Source organism: Paracoccus sp. TOH, from assembly GCF_030388245.1.
GTDB classification, from domain to species: Bacteria; Pseudomonadota; Alphaproteobacteria; order Rhodobacterales; family Rhodobacteraceae; genus Paracoccus; species Paracoccus simplex.
Genome location: NZ_CP098361.1, coordinates 825,544 through 844,521, shown reverse-complemented (window position 1 = coordinate 844,521; position 18,978 = coordinate 825,544). Strand labels below are relative to the sequence as shown.

Here is an 18,978-nt window from a genome sequence, read left to right as displayed (position 1 = left end):
GGGCCGGTTCAGTCCTCGTAGACTTCGGGCAGATCGGCAGGCTTGCGGGCCAGCCATTCCGGCACCGGCAGGCCCTTGGCCCGCAGGAATTCCGGGTTGAAAAGCTTGGTCTGGTAACGCGTGCCATAATCGCAAAGCACCGTCACGATGGTGTGACCGGGGCCCATGTCCTTGGCCATGCGGATGGCGCCGGCCACGTTCACCCCCGACGAGCCGCCCAGGCAAAGCCCTTCCCGCTCCAGCAGGTCGAAGATCACCGGCAGCGCCTCGGCATCCGGGATGCGATAGGCGAAATCCGGCGTGAAGCCTTCCAGGTTGGCGGTGATCCGACCCTGGCCGATGCCCTCGGTGATCGACGAGCCGGGGCTGTCGAAGACGCCCTCGGTATAGAAGCTGTAAAGCGCCGCGCCCTCCGGGTCGGCCAGGCCGATCTTGACGCCCTTGGGTTGCAGCGCCATGGCGACCCCCGCCAGCGTCCCGCCCGAGCCGACCGCGCAGACGAAGCCGTCCACCCGGCCGCCGGTCTGTTCCCAGATCTCGGGGCCGGTGGTCTCCAGATGCGCCTGCCGGTTGGCGACATTGTCGAACTGGTTGGCCCAGATGGCGCCGTTCGGCTCGGTCCGCGCCAGTTCCTCGGCCAGGCGGCCGGAATAGCGCACGTAATTGTTGGGGTTCTTGTAGGGCTGCGCGGGCACCTCGACCAGCTCGGCGCCGGCCAGCCGCAGCATATCCTTTTTTTCCTGGCTCTGCGTCTCGGGAATGACGATGACCGAGCGGAAGCCCATCGAGGCGCCGACCAGTGCCAGGCCGATGCCGGTATTGCCGGCCGTGCCCTCGACGATGGTGCCGCCGGGCTTCAGCTCGCCCCGTTCCACCGCGTCCTTGATGATGTAGAGCGCGGCCCGGTCCTTGACCGATTGGCCCGGATTCATGAACTCGGCCTTGCCCAGGATCTCGCAGCCGGTTTCTTCCGAGGCCCGGCGCAGCCGGATCAGAGGGGTGTTTCCGATGGCAGAGGCAAGATCGGGGCAGATGCGCATGGGCTTGGCCTTTCGCAGGATGTTCCCGCCCGGTTTACACGCCGCCGGTCGACGGCGGCAACCCCGGACGGTCCAACCGGCCCGGATCCGCCGCGCCGGGCATCGCCGCGTCCAGGCTCTGCCGGATCTCGGCATGTCGCAGCTCCAGCCACAACGCCAGGTTCAACAGCGGGCCGTTGCGGATCTCGCCCGCCAGCGCCATCCGCGTCAGCTCGGCCCGCGGGATCAGGTGCGAGCGGATGTCCTCGTCCTCGGTCGCGAGCCCGCCGAGGCCGGCGCTGTCGTCGGGCAGATCGGCGATGCCGACATAAAGATAGAGGTATTCCGCCATCGCCCCGGGGCTGGGATAGTTGTGCGGTGCCGGGATCAGCCGCGTCAGAGCGATGCCCGTCTCCTCGACCGCCTCGCGCCGGGCGGCCTGTTCCGGGGTCTCGCCGGCATCGACGCGGCCGGCCACCGTCTCGTAGAGCCAGGGCTGGGCATCGCCGCGCGCCAGCGGCCCGGCGCGCAGCTGGTCGATCAGCATGACCCGGTCGCGCACCGGATCCCAGGGCAGCACCACCGTCGCATCGCCCGAGACGAAGACGGCGCGCAACAGCGGCGGGGTCCAATCGCCGTCGTTGCGGCGCTGGCTCAGCCGGATCTCCTCCATCGAGAAATACGCGGAATAGGGCTCCTCGACCGAATCGATGCGGGTACGAGGCGAGCCGGCCGGCCCGACATGCGGCAGGCCGGGATTTTCGCCCGCGGCACGCTGGCGCGAGGCGACCCAGGTGGCGATCATCGGCAAGCGCCGGCGCAGATCCCCGGCAGGGCGCGATGCAGGCAGGCGCAGCAGCCATGCCGCCAGCGCCGCGGCCAGCGCCGGCTGCCATTCGTCCGCCTCCGCGGCGGGTTCGCCCAGGCCCAGCAGCGCCCGGCCATCATGGTCCTGCGGCTCCAGGCCGAAGATCTCGGCATAGCGGCGCAGCGCCGGGGTCCAGCCGGTCTGCCAGACCGGCAGCATCCGGTCGCCGGCCAGCAACCGCGGCCAGCCCTGCGGGGCGATGCCCGCCATCCCGCCGCCCTGCAGCGCGCCCAGGACCGGCGCGGCCTCGACGGCCTGCGGGGCGAGTTGGGCGCGCATCAGCGGATGGGCGATGGGCCCGATCAGCAGGGGCATGACGGCGCCCCCTGCCCCCGGTTTTGCGCGCCTGCTGCCATGATCCACCTCGCAAGAAAATTTTCGCGGTTTTCGCGCGAAGCCCCTTGCGCTTCAACCCCCGCCCGTCTAAATCCCCGCCACCACCCAGAAAGCGCGGAGAGGTGCCGGAGTGGTCGAACGGGGCGGTCTCGAAAACCGTTGAGCCTTCACGGGTTCCGTGGGTTCGAATCCCACCCTCTCCGCCAACTTTATTGATATTTATATGAAAAATCGCCATTGTGGCGTTATACCCGCCATCATACCCGCCTTTATGTTTGCGGTTGAATGCTACTGATTGCGATCTTGAGCGATGCGGATGGGCCACGCCCTGGGATGGATTAGAGCCAGCCTTTGCCCCGCACGCGCGATCTGTCGTTGGGAGCCAAGGCGGAATCGATGAGGGCGAGGCGCGACAGATCACCGGACAGCGTCGTTGCGGCGTCGAGATCAAGGTAGCCGATCGTCGTCAAGGATTGCCGAAGACGCGCCACACGCTCGCGCGCCTTTCGACGGGGAGCTTCGAGTACCTCGTCGAGCTGCTGCCGTCGGCCGTCGTATTGATCTTTGGGTAGGTCGCTCTCGTTCAGTCGGTCAAGAAGGCGCTGCGCAGCGAGCACCGCTGTCTCCTTGAGCCGCGCGTCGAGCGCGAGAGCCGCATCCGGTGGGATCAGCTCGGGTCGAGCGAGCGCGGCGGCAAGGCGATGATCGCGTAACGCACGCTCAGTTTCAAAGACGGGACCGTCATCCTCGGTCCGGTCCTGACAGCCGCCGGGCAGTCGCAGTAGCGGGGCTTCGAACAGGTCGTGCACGCGCGGCGTGACCGAAAGTGCCGTCCGACCTTCGATGAGTTTCCGCAAATCATCGAGCTTCTCGGCCAGAACGAGACCAGACGCTTCGGCAAGTCTGCCTTCGCCTTCGGCCGGCCCCCAAACGCCAGTGTCCAGGGCCTTGCGTACGGAGCCGAGTGCGCGCAGCAGCCGCTCTCGGCTGTGATCCTGCGTCTGCCGAGCATCCTGGCGCCGCGCTTCAAGCCAGTCGGAGAGCTGATCGCAGGCCTCCTGAATCCCTCGACAAAACCAATCGAGCACCATGCCTTCGATCCGGTCCCGCCTTGTGCGGCCGCTGCGCCGTTCGGCTTCGGAAACGAAAGCCTCCTGCGCGTTCCTATCGTGGGCGAGTCTGTCGATCAGATCCTTCGCAAGCGCCTCATTCGGGTGCCGGACGGCACGAATGAAGCCCTCGAAGAAGGCCCACTCATCGTCGGATATCAGATTGCGCGCCAAGATCATCTCCTACGCAGAGATGGGCTTGAATCATGGGTCGCCGACCAGCGGAATCCCTGTTGTCAACACGACCTAGGGTCAGGACCCGCGTGAAAACCTTGGAAGAAGACCTTGGTGTGTCATCCCATTCGAACACCATGCACGGGACGTCCGACTGACCGGAGCCGGACGCCATTTCGTTGAGCGGGTGGCGGCAGGCATCGACCAATTCGATCATGCCGTAAAGACGGCCCATGGCTGCATTGGGAGAGTCTGACCGGCTACGCATCGGCGTTCATGCTTTCATTCCTCGCAGTTTCCTTGCCGCGATAAAAGCTCCGATGATGGCGATTGCCACCGCCGCCCCGATCCATGCTTCATAAAGCCCTAAACCGAGAATGAAGCCCGCCACAACCGGAGAGGTGATATCCGTCACAGCGACCAATGCCTGTCCTGTTCCCATGACGACGCCTTGCCGCTCGGAAGGGACATGGACTGACAGCGCCGCAAGATATGTGGGCTTCGCTAGAGCATCCCCTGTGCTGATGCAGAGCACGGCAAAGGCGAGGACGGGAATGGTGCTCGCCAGCCCGGCGCTAACGAAACCAGTGCAAATGAGGGCGAAGATCAGGACTATCAGCCGGCGCTCCGAGAAGAGCTTGCCGAGCCATCCGAGCAGGAAAAGCTGGACGAATATGTTGATCACACCGTCCGCCGCTATGATGTAGCTGAACTCGCGCGGCCCAAGAGCGTGGCCGTTCCACACAAATCTGTCGGCAAGGAAAATTGGGAGCTGCGAAGTATACATTCCATATGCGAAGAAGTGGCACAGCATCACGACAATGAGCACCCGTATCACTGGTGAGCTGGTTATTGCCCGGAATGAGATTTTCGCTTGGTCGGCCTCGCCCTTAGCCTGCTCCACCACCTTGCCGCCTTTCAGGCCGAAGGTTGTGACGACGACACCGGAAACGGACAGTGCCAGGGCCATGTAGATTGGCGCGGTCAAAGAGATTTCGGACAGAATGCTTGAAAGACCCGCGCCGACGATCGCCCCAAGGCCAAGCCCGGCATGTACGACGCCAATCGCCTGGCGTCGGGTGGTCGGCGAGCTGTTGTCCGCCGCATACGCGGCGGCGGCCGAGAAGTTGCCGGCCGTGAAACCAAACAGGAAACGTGCCAGCAGGACGGTGAAAATGCTTTGCGCGAGGGCGAGCAGTAGCAGGCTGACAACTGCGACGGTCTGGCTGGCTAGAAGAACCCGCTTTCGCCCGAAACGGTCGGAAAGTTGGCCGAGCAGAGGCGATGCGGCAGACTGGCTCAACGCTTCCGTGGCAAGCACCAGGCCGAATACCAGAGGGCTCGCCCCCATCTCACGCAAATAGAACGGCAGAACGGGCAGAACCGCACCGATACCGGCGGCATAGAGGCTGACAATAGCGAATAGAGGTAACATCAACCTCCAGTCGAGGCTCTCCCTCTCGCCAGTAACGCCTTCCGGTAAGGAAACACTGGTCATTTCACGTCCTTCCCGCATTCATGGCAAACACGGTGCGGCAAGTGCTGTTGTCCAGCGGCCATGCCTGATCGAAGTCAGCAAACGGCACCGGCTTGAAGGCGACCGTCAGATTGCTGGGGACGGTCGCGCGCAGGACCTCGCCCGTGATTTCGACCAGGCGAGGGACGGGCACGCTGCCATGGCCGCTGCCCATCAGTTCGATGGCCGAGGCACGCAGGACGGAGCTCGGTAGGGTAATGTCCGATGCGGACACCGATCCCACCTGAACGAAACGCATGGGCACTGCGTCCCGGCCTGCCTTGGCGGCAGCGATCAGCAGGCACTCGGCGCTATGGCCCCAAAGGTAGTCGATCACGATATCGACGCCTTGGGCGAACTCGTGCATGAAGCGATGTTCAAGCTGCTCTGCATCCTCGCCAAGCTGGATCGTTACATCAGCACCGAGCGATTTTGCTTCGCCAAGCGCCTTGACGTTGCGGCCGGTGGCTATGATGCGGCCCGCGCCGAGTAGCTTGGCGATCTGGATCGCAAGCCGTCCCGATGTGCCAGTGGCACCATTGATCAGCACCGTTTCGCCTGGTTTGAGCTGGGCGCGTTCGGTCAGCGCAACCCAGCAGGACATGCCGGGGTTGGCGATGGCGGCGGCGGTGAAGTCGTCAAGATCATCCGGCACTGGCACGCAAAGCCGTGCGTCTGCCACAGTGTAATCCGCCATGCTTCCAAAGGGTGGGCGCGGCAGGGCGAAATAGACCCGGCCGCCGTCTTCCAGCCGTCCCACGCCGTCGATGCCGACCACGAAGGGAAATTGCTCATCAGTGCTGTAATGTTCGCCCGACGCACGAGCTTTAACGACATGGCTGATCGCAGCGGCGTTTACTTGGATCAGTTTTTCGCCAGCGGACGCCACGGGGGCGGAAAGCTCGCCCAGCGCAGGGAGCCGCCGGGCCATAGAAACAATCGCGGCCCTCATTTCGGGTCTCCTTCGAGTTGAACCAGACCCATGTGGCCGAGATACCGTTCGAGCTTCGCCGTCCTCTCTGTGCCCAGGATCAGAATCGCGCCGACATAGCCGTCCGGACGGATCAGCACGCACTCGCCCGATGCCAGTTGATAGGCATCGCGGACATGCCCCCCGGCGTCGATGACATCGCCTTGCACGCCGATGCAGTGGACATGCATCCCTGGACGGGTCGCGACCATCTCCGTTCCGGCGTGATCAACAAGCAGCGTCCAATGCGGACCCTGGAACAGTTGGAACAGTCGCGAGGGTTGGCCCGCCGCCCCCCTGATCGGGGCATCCGGCGCGCGGTCCCCGGCGCGCAAGGTCCCGCTGCGCTCAGTCAGTTGCCTAGAGAGCGGCGAATCTGGATAGCCGATATCAAGCTGGCGCACCTCGCGGCCTCGCCGCGCCCCGCCCTGTCTCTGCGCATCGAGAAGCCGGGTCGAAAGGCCGAGCACCGATTCCGCGACTGGACGCCGCTCGGCCTCATAGGTGTCGAGCAGTTCATCGTCAGCGCCGCTGAGCGCAGCCCCGAGCTTCCAGCCCAGGTTATAGGCGTCCTGTACACCGGTATTCAGGCCCTGTCCGCCCGTTGGCGGATGGATGTGGGCCGCATCGCCGACGAGGAACACCCGATTGATCCGGTAAAGATCGGCAAGCCGAGCGTTCATCGCATAGGCCGAAGCCCAGGCGACCGAATGCACCTGAATATCGTTGCGGCCTGTCCGCTCACTGATTAACCGGCCGAGACCTGCGGCCGAGAGGTCAATTTCACCGTCCAGCGGAATTGGGGCCTGAATCTGGAAAAGATCGGTTCCCGCGAGCGGGCAAATCGCGACCATGCGTTCCATGTCACCATCGTTGAACTGGTGCCATGCATCACGGTCCAGGCCGGTCAGGCTGGCATCCGCCACGATTGCGCGCACGCCCAACGTCTTGCCCAGAAAATCCACGCCAAGCGTGTGGCGCACGAAGCTGCGTCCACCGTCCGCCCCAACCAGATAGCGGACGCGAATGGTTTCCTCGCCATCCGGTCGCGCGAGGCGAGCCGTCACTGCGTTCCCGCCCTGCTCGAACCCGACCAGCTCGCACCCGAACTCGACCTCATGGCCCAGCTCGGCCAACCGCTCCCGCATGATTCGCTCTGTCAGGTATTGCGGAATCATCAGCGCGATATGGTAGGGCTCCGCTGGCGTCGGATCGGATCGCTCGCCGAACTCCTTCTCGACGTAGCTGCCGTCATCCCGATACTCGCGCATCGGCGGATAGATTCCGCCGGCGGCGACAATCTTGTCGAGAATGCCAAGGTCTTCGAAAACTTCCTGCGTCCTGGGCTGGATTCCCTTTCCGCGTGACCCACGGAAAGGTTCCCGTTGCTTCTCGATCAGCCGGAAAGACACCCCGCGCCGCGCAAGATCGATCGCCAATGTCAGGCCAGCCGCGCCCGCGCCGCAGATGAGCGCATCTGCTTCGAATTCGTTTGCCATGTCTGCCTCATTATGTGTAGTATGCACATAATAGGAGGCTCAGAATGCCGTCAAGAACAAATGTGAAAAATACACATATTGAGAGTCGCCAGATTCGCGAACTCCATGGGGCGCTGATCGATATCGTCAGCCTCATGAACCGGCCGCAGCGGGACGAAGACCTTGTGCGCGAAGCCGGGATTTCGCTTGATCGTGCATTATTCCCCCTGCTGGTGGGGATCGAACGGCTTGGGCCAGTCGGCATAGTCGAACTCGCTGAGCGCGCTGGCCGCGACTACACAACTGTCAGCCGTCAGGTCGCGAAGCTCGAAAGCCTTGGCCTGGCCGAGCGCAGGCAGAGCGCGGCCGACCGTCGCGTGAATGAGGCAATGGTCACGCCGAAGGGTAAGGCGATGACCGACAAGATCGACACTGCGCGCGAGAGGAACGTTCGCGCCATTTTCGAAACATGGGATGCACGCGAGGTTGATGAACTTGTGCGGCTAATGCGCAAATTTGCCGACGCCGTGAGGGAAGAACCGACAATTCCGCCACGTCTTGAGGAATGAGAATGACGCCACACGGCTTTTACCGCGCCTAAATAGTCGGCTCTGAACAATTGCAGTGCGCTGCACATGCCAGCTCGCGTCCAGATCAAGCTGCCTAAACGCGAGCCATGGAGTGCAACGGCGTCCCCTTACATAGACTGGGCAATGACAGAAGCCTTCCCCCCTGATTGACGTGATCGAGAGCTGGGGCTTAACGGACGGGGGCGAGCACGATACGGCTGCTCAGCGCGCAGTGGTTCAGTCCACGCTCCCTCTTTCTCCCTTGGCTGCGGAATTGGGTGATGACATCCCATTCTGACTTTTGTCTCAGCAGCTTATCGCGAGTTTTCAGGGTCCGTTTGGAAGGCTATAGAGTAGACGCAGTGCTCATCGGTCTCCCGCACGTTCCGCCGCTCACTCCTGATCTTATTAAGCCTGTGACGGATCAAAGCCCCAAAAAGCGGTGTAGTGATCGCTCCAGATCTGCGGGCTGATAGCCGCGACCGATGAAAACGATGACATCGTCGTTCCGTTCATCCGCCTGTTCCGGCAGGATTTCCGGAGATTGCACGACTTTGCGAACGGTCTGCAGCAGCAGCCGGCCCGCCGGGGTTCTGATGACGCCCTTCACCCGCACCAGATCCTCGCCACGGGCATGCAACAGCGCCGAAAGCCACAGCGTAAAGGCCGCCCAGTCCAGCTCATCGGGGATCGCGACCTGCGTCGGCACGATCGGCCCGCGCGCATCGTCGAGGCCGATGGCGGGCAGTTCGGCGGGTTGCAGTTCCACAGCCAGGGGGGGAAGAAACACGACTTCACCCAGACTCGCCGCAGAAACCGCGGCGTGACCGTTCAACCGGGACAAGGTCGCACGCAGCCTAGCCAGCGCCTGGAGATCGGCAGCATCAGCCTTGGTCAGGATCAGCCGATCCGCAGCCTCCACCTGACGGCGGCCCAGCGGCTCGGTCGCCAACTGCGCCAAGGCGTGCAGGGCATCGACGGCCACGATGGTTTCGGCCAGCAATATATGGCTGATAAGAACAGGATCGTTCTGGATCGCGGCCACGATGGCGCCGGGATCCGCCAGACCGCTGGTTTCCAGCACCACATGCTGCAGACGTGGCCGACCGGCGGACACGCTGCTGCGCTCATCGCACAGCCCGCGCAGGGCCGAGATCAGATCTGCCCGACCCACGCAGCAGCAGCAGCCACCCGCCAGCAGCGTAATGGCATCGGCCCGCTGCAACAGCGCATCATCCACGGGGGTCTCGGCCGCCTCGTTCACGATCACATGCACGCTTTGACCGAAGGCTCCGATGTGCAACTGGTGGCGGAGCCAGGTGGTTTTCCCCGAACCCAGATAGCCGCCGAGAATCGTCAGCCGCAGCCGGGAGTCGCCCGTATCGCCTTCAGCCATCCCCGAGATACCGCGGGTCCAGAGGGTCGATCGGCCGGCCGGCCATGCGCTCGGCCTCTTTCCAGACCTCTTCCAGATTGTGGACGATGGTCTGCGCGCCTGACAGTGTACCGATCTGGATGCCAGGCACCGCCCCGCCATCATGTGCCGTCAGCCCGTAAGGCCGGAGCACGTTTCGCAAGACATCGGCGCGATGAAATCGTGCGCGCAACCGATCACCGGCCGAGGCGGCACCGGCCTCGGTCCAGTGACCAGGAGCGGCAGGGTTACCACAGGCGTTGCACATGATGTCCTCCGGCAGAATTGACACCGGGGCCGTGGCCCCGGTGCGGGTTGCATCAGATCACTTCAGGCCGCTTGCCACCGTCAAATGGGAAGCGCTTGCGGAAATCGGCGGCGATATCCTCGAACGGCATCCATTCGACGCCCGAGTGGCGCGAGATATATTCGATCAGCCGCTCCAGCATCAGCAGAACCTGCGGGCGTCCTGCAACATCCGGGTGAATGGTGAAGGCGAACACGGCGTAGTCCATCTCACGATATACCCAGTCGAACTGGTCGCGCCACAACTCCTCGATGTCGCGCGGATTCACGAAACCGTGGCTGTTGGGCGATTTTTTCATGAACATCATGGGCGGCAGGTCGTCAACATACCAGTTGGCGGCGATATCGACCAGGTCGATCTCCTTGCCGTGCTTTAGCGGATGCATCCAATCCTTCGCAGATTTGGAGTAATCGATGGTATTCCAGCTGTCGCCGACGCGGGCGTAGAAAGGCTGGAAGTCGCGATAACCCTGCGAATGATCGTAGCTGAAGCCGTATTTCTTCAGCAGCGCGGCCGTCGAGTTAGACATTTCCCACCAGGGCGCGACATAACCACGGGGCGACTGGCCGGTCAGACCCTTGATCAGTTCGATCGACTTGACCAGAACATCCTCTTCCTGCGTGGGTGTCATGGCGATGGGGTTTTCATGCAGATAGCCATGCGCACCGATCTCATGCCCTTCCCTTACGATCATCTCCATCTCTTTGGGGAAAGTCTCGAGCGAGTGGCCGGGGATGAAGAACGAGGTTTTCAGGCCGTATCTCTTGAACAGCCGCAGCAGACGCGGCACACCCACTTCCGTAGCGAAGATGCCGCGCTGGATATCGGACGGGCTGTCGCCACCGCCGTAAGAGCCGATCCAACCCGCCACCGAGTCGATGTCGGTGCCGAACCCGCATATGATTTTCTTGGTCATCCGTCTGTCCTCCTTGCTTCCGGAATAGGTTCAGGGCGGCCCCCTCCGGTTGGCCCGTCCTGCAGATCGTGTCAGCCGCGGATCGCGGCCTCGAGGGTCAGGCTCGCAGCCAGAAGGGCATGGTCGCGACCATGGCCGGCATTGAGCAAAAGCCCGGTCGGCATGCCGTCCGCATCGACCCCGTTGGGAATCGACACTCCGCACCAATCGAGGAAGTTGCCAAGAGAGGTGTTCCGAAGGGTGCGGAAATTATGGTGAAAAAACAAATCAATGTCCGCTTCCAGCGGTGCGATCGGCATTGCCACGCCCGCTGTGGTGGGACAGAGCAGGATCGCATCGCCCAAACGCTCGGCCGCAATGCCGATCAGGCGACGGCGGGCGTCGTGCAGGCGGATCAGGTCCACCGCCGTCATCTTTTCACCCATGCGGATGCGACGCACCACGCGCGGGTCCATACGCGCGGCATCAGGACCGGCAAGGCGCGCGCCATGGGTATCCATCGCCTCGGCGGCGGCAAGCGGGGCAAAGCGGGCCATCACCTCAACCGTCTCGCGCAGTTCGGGCATAGCAATGTGGCGCACGCGGGCGCCTGTGGCCGCAATCCGCGCCAGGCTGGCCTCGAAGGCCGCGGCCACGCCGGGGTCCAGATCGTCCAGCATCACGACATCGGGCACCACGAGATTCAGCGCCGCCGGGTCTGCGCCACGCAGATCCGCGTCGGCGTGCCCACGCAGCACCGCATCGGCCAGAACGCAATCCTCGACCGTCCGGGCCAGTGGTCCCAGCGTATCGAGGCTGCGCGACAGCGGAAACGTCCCCGCCATAGGAAAACGCCCGGTCGAGGTCTTGTAACCCACCACGCCGTTGAAGGCCGCCGGAATGCGCACCGATCCACCGGTATCCGTGCCGATCGACAAGGGCACGATGCCCGCGGCCACCACTGCCCCGCTGCCCGAAGAAGACCCGCCGGGAGAGCGGTGCACCGCCCTGTCGCAAGGGTTGCGCGGGGTGCCGAAATGCGGATTGATGCCGATGCCGGAAAAGGCGAACTCGGTCATGTTCACCGCGCCCACGGTGACAAGCCCCGCTCGCATCCCGGCGTGAACCAGTGCCGCATCCCGCGTCGCGGGTGCAGCGTCCAGCAGCACGGCAGAGCCAGCCGTCGTCGCAGTGCCCTTGAGATCGAACAGGTCTTTCCATGCCAGAGGAACACCGTCAAGGCAGCTGGCCGGCAGGCCGGCTCGTAGTCTTTCGCGCGCCGCGCGGGCCTCTGCCTCGGCGCGGGGCCGGGTAAGACGGATGAAGAGCGCATCATCACCATAGGCCTCGATGCGGTCATAGACCTCGGCCACGAGATCCAGGGGATCGCATCGCCCGGCCCGCAGATCCTCAGCCAATTGCTTTGCCGTAGAGCCGGTCATCGCCACACCTATTGCGCGATCAGGGTGGCGTCAGCAGGGTGCCAGGCCACAAAGGCCGGACTGTCCGCCGACAGGGTGTCACGATACTTGTCGGCATGGCCTTCCAGCGACACGGCCTCGCCGTTGGGCAGAGTCATGCCGATCTGCAGGATATGCCCCACCAGCTGCAGCCGGTTGATCGTACAGGGAATGACGTTCGCGCCGTAGATCGCGCGGATCTCGGCCTCCGGCATCCTGCCCGGCAGAACGTGGATCGCTTCGGCCGGCAGGACGATCGACGCGCCGGTGCCATGGGCGATGGCATGGGGCGGCGCTTCAGCCTGCAGAATGCCGAACGGTGTCTCGATCATTGTCCCGGCACCGCCCACCTGCCGGACCTGACCGGAAATGAGTGTGTTCGAGCCGATGAAGCGGGCCACAAAAATGCTTTGCGGACGGGTGTACAGCTCTCGCGGCGGGCTGATCTGCTCGACCTTCCCGCCATTCATCACGACGATCCGGTCTGACAGAGCCAAAGCCTCGGACTGGGCATGGGTCACAAATACGAAGGTGATGCCCAATTCCCGCTGCAGCAGCTTCAGTTCGTTCTGGATCGATTTGCGCAGATTGGCGTCCAGCGCCCCAAGCGGCTCATCCAGCAGAAGGATGTCGGGTTCTATCACCAGAGAGCGCGCCAGCGCGATCCGTTGCCGCTGGCCGCCCGACAGCCGGGTGGGCCGCACCTCGGCCACTTCAGTCAGACCCAGCTTGTCCAGGATCCGCTCGACCTTGCGCCGTGCCTCGGCAACGGCAAGTTTCTTGACCTCCAGCCCGAACATCACGTTCTGCCGCACGGTCATGTGCGGAAACAGCGCATAGTTCTGGAAAATCATCGAGGTCGGCCGCATTTCCGGCGGCAGGTCGTTCACGCGCCGGCCCGCGATGAGCAAATCGCCGGAGGTGATCGATTCAAACCCGGCGATCATGCGCAATGTGGTGGACTTGCCGCAGCCGGACGGACCGACAAACGCGATGAATTCGCCCTTTTCCACATCAAGGTCGAAGTCGATCACGGCGGGCGTGCCGTTGGCATAAACCTTGCCGATATGCGAAAGCTGCAGGTCGTAGGCCACTGGGTATTCCTTGAATTGCGGTTCAATATGTGGCCGGGGCTTGCAGCACCCCCGGCCGTGGATCTGGCAGGATTAGGCCGAGAGGAACTCGTCCCACTTCTGGATCAGCAGGTCATATTCGTCCGGCCATTGGTGCCAGTAGGCGACGTTGGCAGCGCGGGTAGCCAGAGACCCGCCATCGCGCAAATCGCCTTCCTTGATGCCGCGCTCTTCCGCGCCGACCCACGGCGCCCCCTCGTACCAGAAGGCATATTTCTCTGGCGCCATGATGTTCCTGACCTTGTCATTGGGCGAGTAATAGCCCTGCTCGGACACGGCGACCGCGGGGGCGCCCGACAGCCAGTAATCGGCATAGGCCACGACGGCATCGAAATTGGGCGAGGATTTCAGCGCCGAAACGCCAACCGCCCAGCCACGGTAGCCATTCTTCATTGTGGCATAAGAGCATTTCACGCCCTGCGCCTTGACCGCCATGACCGCCGGCTGCCAGGCATCGGCCAGGATCATCTCGCCAGAGGCGAGAAGGTTCACCAGCTCACCAAAATCGCCCCAAAGCGCGCGGAACTGACCTTCTTTCTTCTTCGATATCAGAAACTTCGCGGCCTCCTCGATCGCCGCCGGATCCGGATTTCCGGGGTTCTTCACCGCAAGCAGGCCCAGTTCGTTCATGGCCATGATCGCCTGGCCAAAGGCAATCAACGGGTCCACGTTCAGGCCGGTCTTGCCTTTGAACTTCGGATCGAAAAGCGATGACCACAGGGCAGCCTCTTCGGGATCGACCATGTCCGGGCGGAAGCCGATCGAGTCAAAGTTATAGACCGACGGCACCATGTAAAGCTGGCTCTGGCTTTCGTCGGTCCAGATCTGACCGGTGATCTGGGCGCGGGGTTCCCATTTGTCGCTGGGCTTCAGGAAAGATTCGCCGATGCCCGCCCAGTTGTTAAGCGAAGACACCGGGATCGGTGCTGCCAGGTCGGTCTGTACGATCGAGGGCAGACGCTCGGCGATGATTTCCCAGCAGTCATAAGCAGTCGAGCCGGACAGCAGCTCGGTCTGGGTGTTGGGAAAGATGTCCGCCTTGCCCGCCACTGACCTTACGCCAGAAGCAGCCTTGAAATCGTTCAGGATCCGCTCCTGAACAGTCACCGATAGACCGACTGTGCGCAGCTCCTGCGAGGCCAGATCGGCCGCATAGGCCTGCTGGGAACCAAGGAACGGCATGCCAGCGGCCGCGAACGCCACGGAACCGGCCGTTCCCTGCAAGAAGCCACGCCGCGACAGCGACTTGTTACGCATGTGTATCACCCACCATGTTGAGTACGTTGATTGTTTTTGCATCGCCCAAGGTCAGTAGCGGCCGACGAGCAATCCTCCGTCCACCACGACAACCTGTCCGGTCATGTAGCGGGCGCCCTCGGATGCCAGGAACACAACAACATCGGCGATGTCTTCCGGCTCGCCGAGGCGGCCCATCGGAATGAATTCGCCCGCTTTCTCCGCGGCTTCCGGGCCAAGCGAGTTTTCCCTGGACAGAAGTTGCGCGGTGCGTATGTAGCCCGGCGCCACCCCGTTGACGCGGATGCCGTCGCGCGCCAGTTCGACGGCAAGACCGCGTACCAGGCCGACCACGCCCGACTTGGCCGCGGAGTAATGCACATGCTCGTCCCAACCATAGGCCACACCCATGATTGACGACAGCGCGACGATCGCGCCCTTGCCCCTGGCCTTCATGCCAGGCAGCGTCGGGCGGATGACGCGGAAGATGCCCTTCAGGTCGATGTCGAAGGTATGGTCCCACTTCTCATCGGTCAGGGCCGGCAGGGGCACCTTGTGGGCGATGCCGGCATTGGCGACGATCACGTCGATGCCGCCGCGCTCTGCCTCGATCCGGGCCACGAGCACATCGGCGGCTTCGGTCGAGCGCACATCAAGATGGTGATATTCGGCACTGCCATCCGAGGCGCGGATCGCGTCCACGCAGGACCGGCCTTCAGCGTCCAGCACATCGGTCACGACGACATGGTGGCCGGCCGCCGCAAAAGCCATGGCCGCGGCCCGGCCGATGCCAATGCCGGCACCCGTGATCAAAACTGTCTTCGTCATAGCATCACGTCTCCGGAATTGGGGCCCAGCGTCTGGCCGACAAACAACGACCCGGCTGGCGAACACAGGAAGGCAACGGCGGCGGCCACTTCCGCGGGCTCGCCAAAGCGGCCCAGCGGCAGTTCCGCGGCCTTGGCGCGTCGCCAGTCCTCGGACAGGCCGCGCACCAGCGGCGTATTGATCGGGCCGGGCGCCACGGCGTTCACCCGCACCCCGCTGGCGGAAACTTCGCGGGCCAGCGCCTTGGTCATACCGATTATTCCGGCCTTGGCGGCACTATAATGCGCCAGCTCCACCCCGCCGATTTGTCCTAGCTGAGAGGCCATGTTGACGATCACCCCGGCCTTGCGCGCCAGCATCCCGCCGATCACCGCTTTGCTGCACAGGAAGGTGCCGCGCAGATGGACGGCAATCATCCGATCGAAATCGGCTGGCGCCAGATCGGTGAAACGGGACTGGTGCACATGCCCAGCGTTGTTCACCAGGTGGGTGACGGTACCGAAGGCGGCCCCGGTCCGGGCCACGAGGGCGGCAACGTCCGCCTCATCAGACACGTCCCCGGCGCACGCCGCCGCACGCGGACCGATCTCAGCGGCAACCGCTGCCGCGGCTTCGGCCCGATAGTCGTTGACCATCACATTGAAGCCATCTCGGGCCAGTCTGACAGCGATTTCCCGGCCAATGCCCGAGCCTGCGCCGGTCACGATGACGGTTTGAGCGTCGCTCATGCCACTTCCTCCTGCATCGCAATCTTCTTGGCGCGGCGCACGGAGAGGCCCATCAGGATGCCATAGACCGACAGAAGCGCAAACGAGAACAGCGTCGTCAGCACGCCGAAAGCAAAGATGTTGGGATGGATCTCGACCGAGAAGGTACCGTAAATCGCCAGCGGCAGAGTCTGATCGCGCCCTGAAGCGAACAGCGTGCGTGGGAACTCGTCGAGGCTGAGGGTGAATGCGAACAGCATCGCGGACAGGACGCCCGGGAAGATCAGTGGGAACGTGACCTTGCGAAAGGTCGTCCAGGGGTCGACGCCGAGCGACCAGGCTGCCTCCTCCACGGAACCGTCAAAGCGGTTGAGCACCGCCAGCATCACCAGGAAGGCAAAGGGGAACGTATAGGCCACATGGGTCGCAAATGCGGTGGTGTACCAGTGCCGCTCTATCCCGACCACGTTGTTGGCCAGAAGCGAGGTGCCCAGCCCGGTCAGCACACCCGGCACCATCATGCCCAGCACGATCAGGTAGAATACGGCGCCTGACCCCTTGAATTTGCGCCGGAACGCCTGCGCGGACATCACGCCCAGAACGGTCGAGACCACCATGGTCATCAGAGCCAGCATCAGCGAGCGCACCAATGCTTCGCCAAAGGGCAGCGGCGCCACGCGCGACGGCGGGGTCAGGCCGAAGATGTGCTTGTACCAATAGGACGACCATTCGATGATCGGGAACTGCGGCCCGCCCTCGGGGCCCTGCTGGAACGACAGGATCGTCAGAACGACGAACGGGCCATAGAGGAACAGTACGAAAAGGACGACATAGAGTCCGAGAACGGGTTTGAATACACGCGATTCCATGGTTCACAGCTCCCGCTTCAGGTCGACGATGCGCAGGAAGCCGGCGATCACGATACCCATGACCACGGTCAGGATCACACCCACCACCGAAGCCATCGCCCATTTCAACGAGCCGACCTGCGTTACGATGATATTGCCCAGCAGGTTCACCTTGCGGCCCGACAGCGCGCCCGAGGTGGCGAATTCGCCCAGAACCATGACCGAGACAAAGATTGCGCCGACGACGACCCCTGGCAACGAAAGGGGAAAGATGATCTTCCAGAAGATCCGGCCAAAACCCGCGCCAAGATCACGCGCGGCCTCGATGACGTTTCGGTCGATGCGCGAAAGCATGAAGGCAATCGGGCCGACCATGAAGACACAGTAGATCTGGGTCATGCCGATGACGACGGACAGTTCGGTGAACAGCAGAACTTCGATGGGCTGGCTGATAATGCCCAGCTTCATCAGCACGATGTTGATGGCACCCTCTTTGCCAAGCATCGGCCGCCAGGCAAGAACGCGGATCAGAAACGATGTCCAGAACGGGATGACGCAGACCACCAGCAGGATCGTCGACAGCGCCTTGGACTTGATGAACAAGCCCACGAACAGCGCCGTTGGATAGCCGACCAGGAAAGTACAGGCCAGAACGATCAGCCAGATGCGCACCGTCGTCCACAGTGAGCCGACATAGGTGTCGGAAATGAAGAACTGCTTCCAGCTGTCCAGCGTCGGATCGGGCGAAATGTTGAAAGTCGTCTGCGTCCAGAAGGAAACATAGACGATCATCAAGATAGGCAGCACAAGAAACAGCATCATCCAGATGATGCCGGGCGCCAAAAGCCAGCGCGTCACATCGGCCTGGCGTTTCTGGATCGTGGTAGAGCTGGTCATGAGCGTGCCTCACGGCCAAAGGCGATGGCCTGTTCGGGGTTCCATGTCAGCAGGTAGTCCTGCCGGATCTCGAAGGTCTGCGGGGCGCCCAGGCTGAGATGGTGCTCCATTTCGATCACCTCGCCATCCGCCGTCTCGAAAAAGTTGACGATCGACGAGCCGAGATATTCCGAGGTCAGGAACTTGGCCCTGATCCCGGGCCCGTCCGCCCCCGCCCCAACCGGAAGCACGTTGATCCGGTCATAGCGCACGGCGTAGATATCGCGGTCGGCATGGACGGCCTGGCCGGCAGGCGCGACACCGAATACGCCAGAGAACACGCCACCCGACAGCCGCCCGTCGAAAAGGTTGAAGCGGTTGAGGAAATGCGCCACGTCCGGCGACGCCGGACGATCATAGACATCGTTGGGCTTGCCGGTCTGGATGATGCGGCCACGGTTCAGCACCACCACGCGGTCGCCCATCGCCAACGCCTCGGTCTCGCTGCCCGTCACATGCAGGAAGGTCACACCCAGCCGCTCGCGGATCGCGCGCAGCTCGTTGCGCATCCGGCCACGCAGGTTGGCATCAAGCGCGCCCAGCGGTTCATCCAGCAGCACCAGCCGGGGGTGCATGGTCAGCGTCCGGGCCAAAGCCACCCGCTGGCGCTGCCCGCCGGAAATCTGGTCTACGCCTCGCCCCTCCATGCCCGAAAGGCCAACCAGATCAATCATCTCAAGACTGCGCCGCTCGATTTCGGACGGGCTGAGACCCGACTTGCCATGCGTCAGGCCGAAGGCGACATTCTGTATGACCGTCAGATGCGGGAACAGCGCAAAGTTCTGGAAAACGAACCCGATGCCGCGCTCATGGGCCGGAACATGGGTAATGTCGCGCCCCTCAAAATATACCCTGCCCGCCTCGGGGGCCTCGAACCCCGCAATGACGCGCAGCAGTGTCGTTTTTCCTGAACCCGACGGGCCGAGGAGAGAGATATATTCATTCGCACCCGCTTCCAGCGTCGCATTGTCGAGAGCAACCAGATCGCCATAGCGCTTGGTCACGCCCTCAAGCCTGAAGACTGCCGTGTCCACCATCACCTCACCTGAAACTCCGGGATACCTGCCAAAGCGGTGCCCGGTTGTTATTCCCTTGATGGTCGAGCCAAGCGGCTGCGGCTCCATCAAAACGTACTTTGTATGAAATAGTTGCTTATCTTACCTGTCAACGACAAA

Annotated in this window: 17 protein-coding genes, 1 tRNA gene and 1 pseudogene; 2 read left to right on the top strand and 17 right to left on the bottom strand. The window is 63.0% G+C overall.

Annotated features, from left to right (window positions below):
• Positions 1 to 8 precede the first annotated feature (8 nt).
• Positions 9 to 1,040: a cysteine synthase A gene (locus NBE95_RS14750; protein WP_289894998.1), complete on the bottom strand. Its 1,032-nt coding sequence runs from the start codon at positions 1,038 to 1,040 to the stop codon at positions 9 to 11.
• A 34-nt stretch (positions 1,041 to 1,074) separates the two neighbouring features.
• Positions 1,075 to 2,202 (bottom strand): NUDIX domain-containing protein, encoded by a 1,128-nt coding sequence (locus tag NBE95_RS14745; RefSeq protein WP_289894997.1) that lies wholly within the window; start codon positions 2,200 to 2,202, stop codon positions 1,075 to 1,077.
• Between the two features lie 137 nt (positions 2,203 to 2,339).
• On the opposite strand from NBE95_RS14745, the gene NBE95_RS14740 reads away from it, so the two are divergent.
• Positions 2,340 to 2,429, top strand: a tRNA-Ser gene (locus NBE95_RS14740).
• 1,002 nt (positions 2,430 to 3,431) lie between these two features.
• Here the strand turns inward: NBE95_RS14740 and NBE95_RS14735 are convergent.
• From NBE95_RS14735 to NBE95_RS14720, 4 genes and pseudogenes are all read right to left on the bottom strand, one after another.
• Positions 3,432 to 3,512 (bottom strand): annotated as a pseudogene (locus tag NBE95_RS14735) (IS5/IS1182 family transposase); the annotation flags it as partial.
• A 268-nt stretch (positions 3,513 to 3,780) separates the two neighbouring features.
• Complete coding sequence (locus NBE95_RS14730; RefSeq protein WP_289894996.1) at positions 3,781 to 5,004, bottom strand: MFS transporter; 1,224 nt, start codon at positions 5,002 to 5,004, stop codon at positions 3,781 to 3,783.
• Between the two features lies 1 nt (position 5,005).
• Entirely contained in the window at positions 5,006 to 5,974 is a 969-nt protein-coding gene (locus NBE95_RS14725) for a zinc-binding alcohol dehydrogenase family protein (RefSeq protein ID WP_289894995.1), read from the bottom strand.
• Positions 5,971 to 7,491, bottom strand: coding sequence for an FAD-dependent oxidoreductase (locus NBE95_RS14720; protein WP_289894994.1), 1,521 nt, complete (start codon positions 7,489 to 7,491; stop codon positions 5,971 to 5,973). Before NBE95_RS14720 ends, NBE95_RS14725 begins: the two co-directional genes overlap by 4 nt.
• A 44-nt stretch (positions 7,492 to 7,535) precedes the next feature.
• Here NBE95_RS14720 and NBE95_RS14715 point away from each other — a divergent pair, with 44 nt between their 5' ends.
• A complete protein-coding gene (locus NBE95_RS14715) occupies positions 7,536 to 8,039 on the top strand; it encodes a MarR family winged helix-turn-helix transcriptional regulator (RefSeq protein ID WP_289894993.1) in 504 nt (167 codons plus the stop codon).
• Between the two features lie 424 nt (positions 8,040 to 8,463).
• Here NBE95_RS14715 and NBE95_RS14710 read toward each other — a convergent pair whose 3' ends face one another.
• The 11 genes from NBE95_RS14710 to NBE95_RS14660 all read right to left on the bottom strand — a co-directional run bounded on the left by NBE95_RS14710 (position 8,464) and on the right by NBE95_RS14660 (position 18,927).
• Positions 8,464 to 9,435 carry a GTP-binding protein gene (locus NBE95_RS14710; protein WP_289894992.1) on the bottom strand — a complete coding sequence of 324 codons (972 nt, stop codon included), beginning with the start codon at positions 9,433 to 9,435 and terminating at the stop codon, positions 8,464 to 8,466.
• Entirely contained in the window at positions 9,428 to 9,745 is a 318-nt protein-coding gene (locus NBE95_RS14705) for a hypothetical protein (protein WP_289894991.1), read from the bottom strand. Before NBE95_RS14705 ends, NBE95_RS14710 begins: the two co-directional genes overlap by 8 nt.
• Before the next feature lie 28 nt (positions 9,746 to 9,773).
• Entirely contained in the window at positions 9,774 to 10,676 is a 903-nt protein-coding gene (locus NBE95_RS14700; protein WP_289894990.1) for a polysaccharide deacetylase, read from the bottom strand.
• A gap of 71 nt (positions 10,677 to 10,747) precedes the next feature.
• Positions 10,748 to 12,073, bottom strand: coding sequence for an amidase (locus NBE95_RS14695; RefSeq protein ID WP_289894989.1), 1,326 nt, complete (start codon positions 12,071 to 12,073; stop codon positions 10,748 to 10,750).
• A gap of 32 nt (positions 12,074 to 12,105) precedes the next feature.
• Positions 12,106 to 13,209: an ABC transporter ATP-binding protein gene (locus NBE95_RS14690; RefSeq protein WP_019351594.1), complete on the bottom strand. Its 1,104-nt coding sequence runs from the start codon at positions 13,207 to 13,209 to the stop codon at positions 12,106 to 12,108.
• A gap of 72 nt (positions 13,210 to 13,281) precedes the next feature.
• Entirely contained in the window at positions 13,282 to 14,505 is a 1,224-nt protein-coding gene (locus NBE95_RS14685) for an extracellular solute-binding protein (RefSeq protein ID WP_289894988.1), read from the bottom strand.
• Positions 14,506 to 14,556: 51 nt separating this feature from the next.
• On the bottom strand, positions 14,557 to 15,312 hold the full coding sequence (locus tag NBE95_RS14680) for an SDR family NAD(P)-dependent oxidoreductase (protein ID WP_289894987.1): 756 nt from the start codon (positions 15,310 to 15,312) through the stop codon (positions 14,557 to 14,559).
• On the bottom strand, positions 15,309 to 16,040 hold the full coding sequence (locus NBE95_RS14675; RefSeq protein WP_289894986.1) for an SDR family oxidoreductase: 732 nt from the start codon (positions 16,038 to 16,040) through the stop codon (positions 15,309 to 15,311). Before NBE95_RS14675 ends, NBE95_RS14680 begins: the two co-directional genes overlap by 4 nt.
• Entirely contained in the window at positions 16,037 to 16,888 is an 852-nt protein-coding gene (locus NBE95_RS14670) for an ABC transporter permease (protein ID WP_289894985.1), read from the bottom strand. Before NBE95_RS14670 ends, NBE95_RS14675 begins: the two co-directional genes overlap by 4 nt.
• Positions 16,889 to 16,891: 3 nt before the next feature.
• Complete coding sequence (locus NBE95_RS14665; protein ID WP_289894984.1) at positions 16,892 to 17,725, bottom strand: ABC transporter permease; 834 nt, start codon at positions 17,723 to 17,725, stop codon at positions 16,892 to 16,894.
• A 35-nt stretch (positions 17,726 to 17,760) separates the two neighbouring features.
• Positions 17,761 to 18,927 (bottom strand): ABC transporter ATP-binding protein, encoded by a 1,167-nt coding sequence (locus NBE95_RS14660; protein ID WP_289894983.1) that lies wholly within the window; start codon positions 18,925 to 18,927, stop codon positions 17,761 to 17,763.
• Between the last annotated feature and the right edge of the window lie 51 nt (positions 18,928 to 18,978).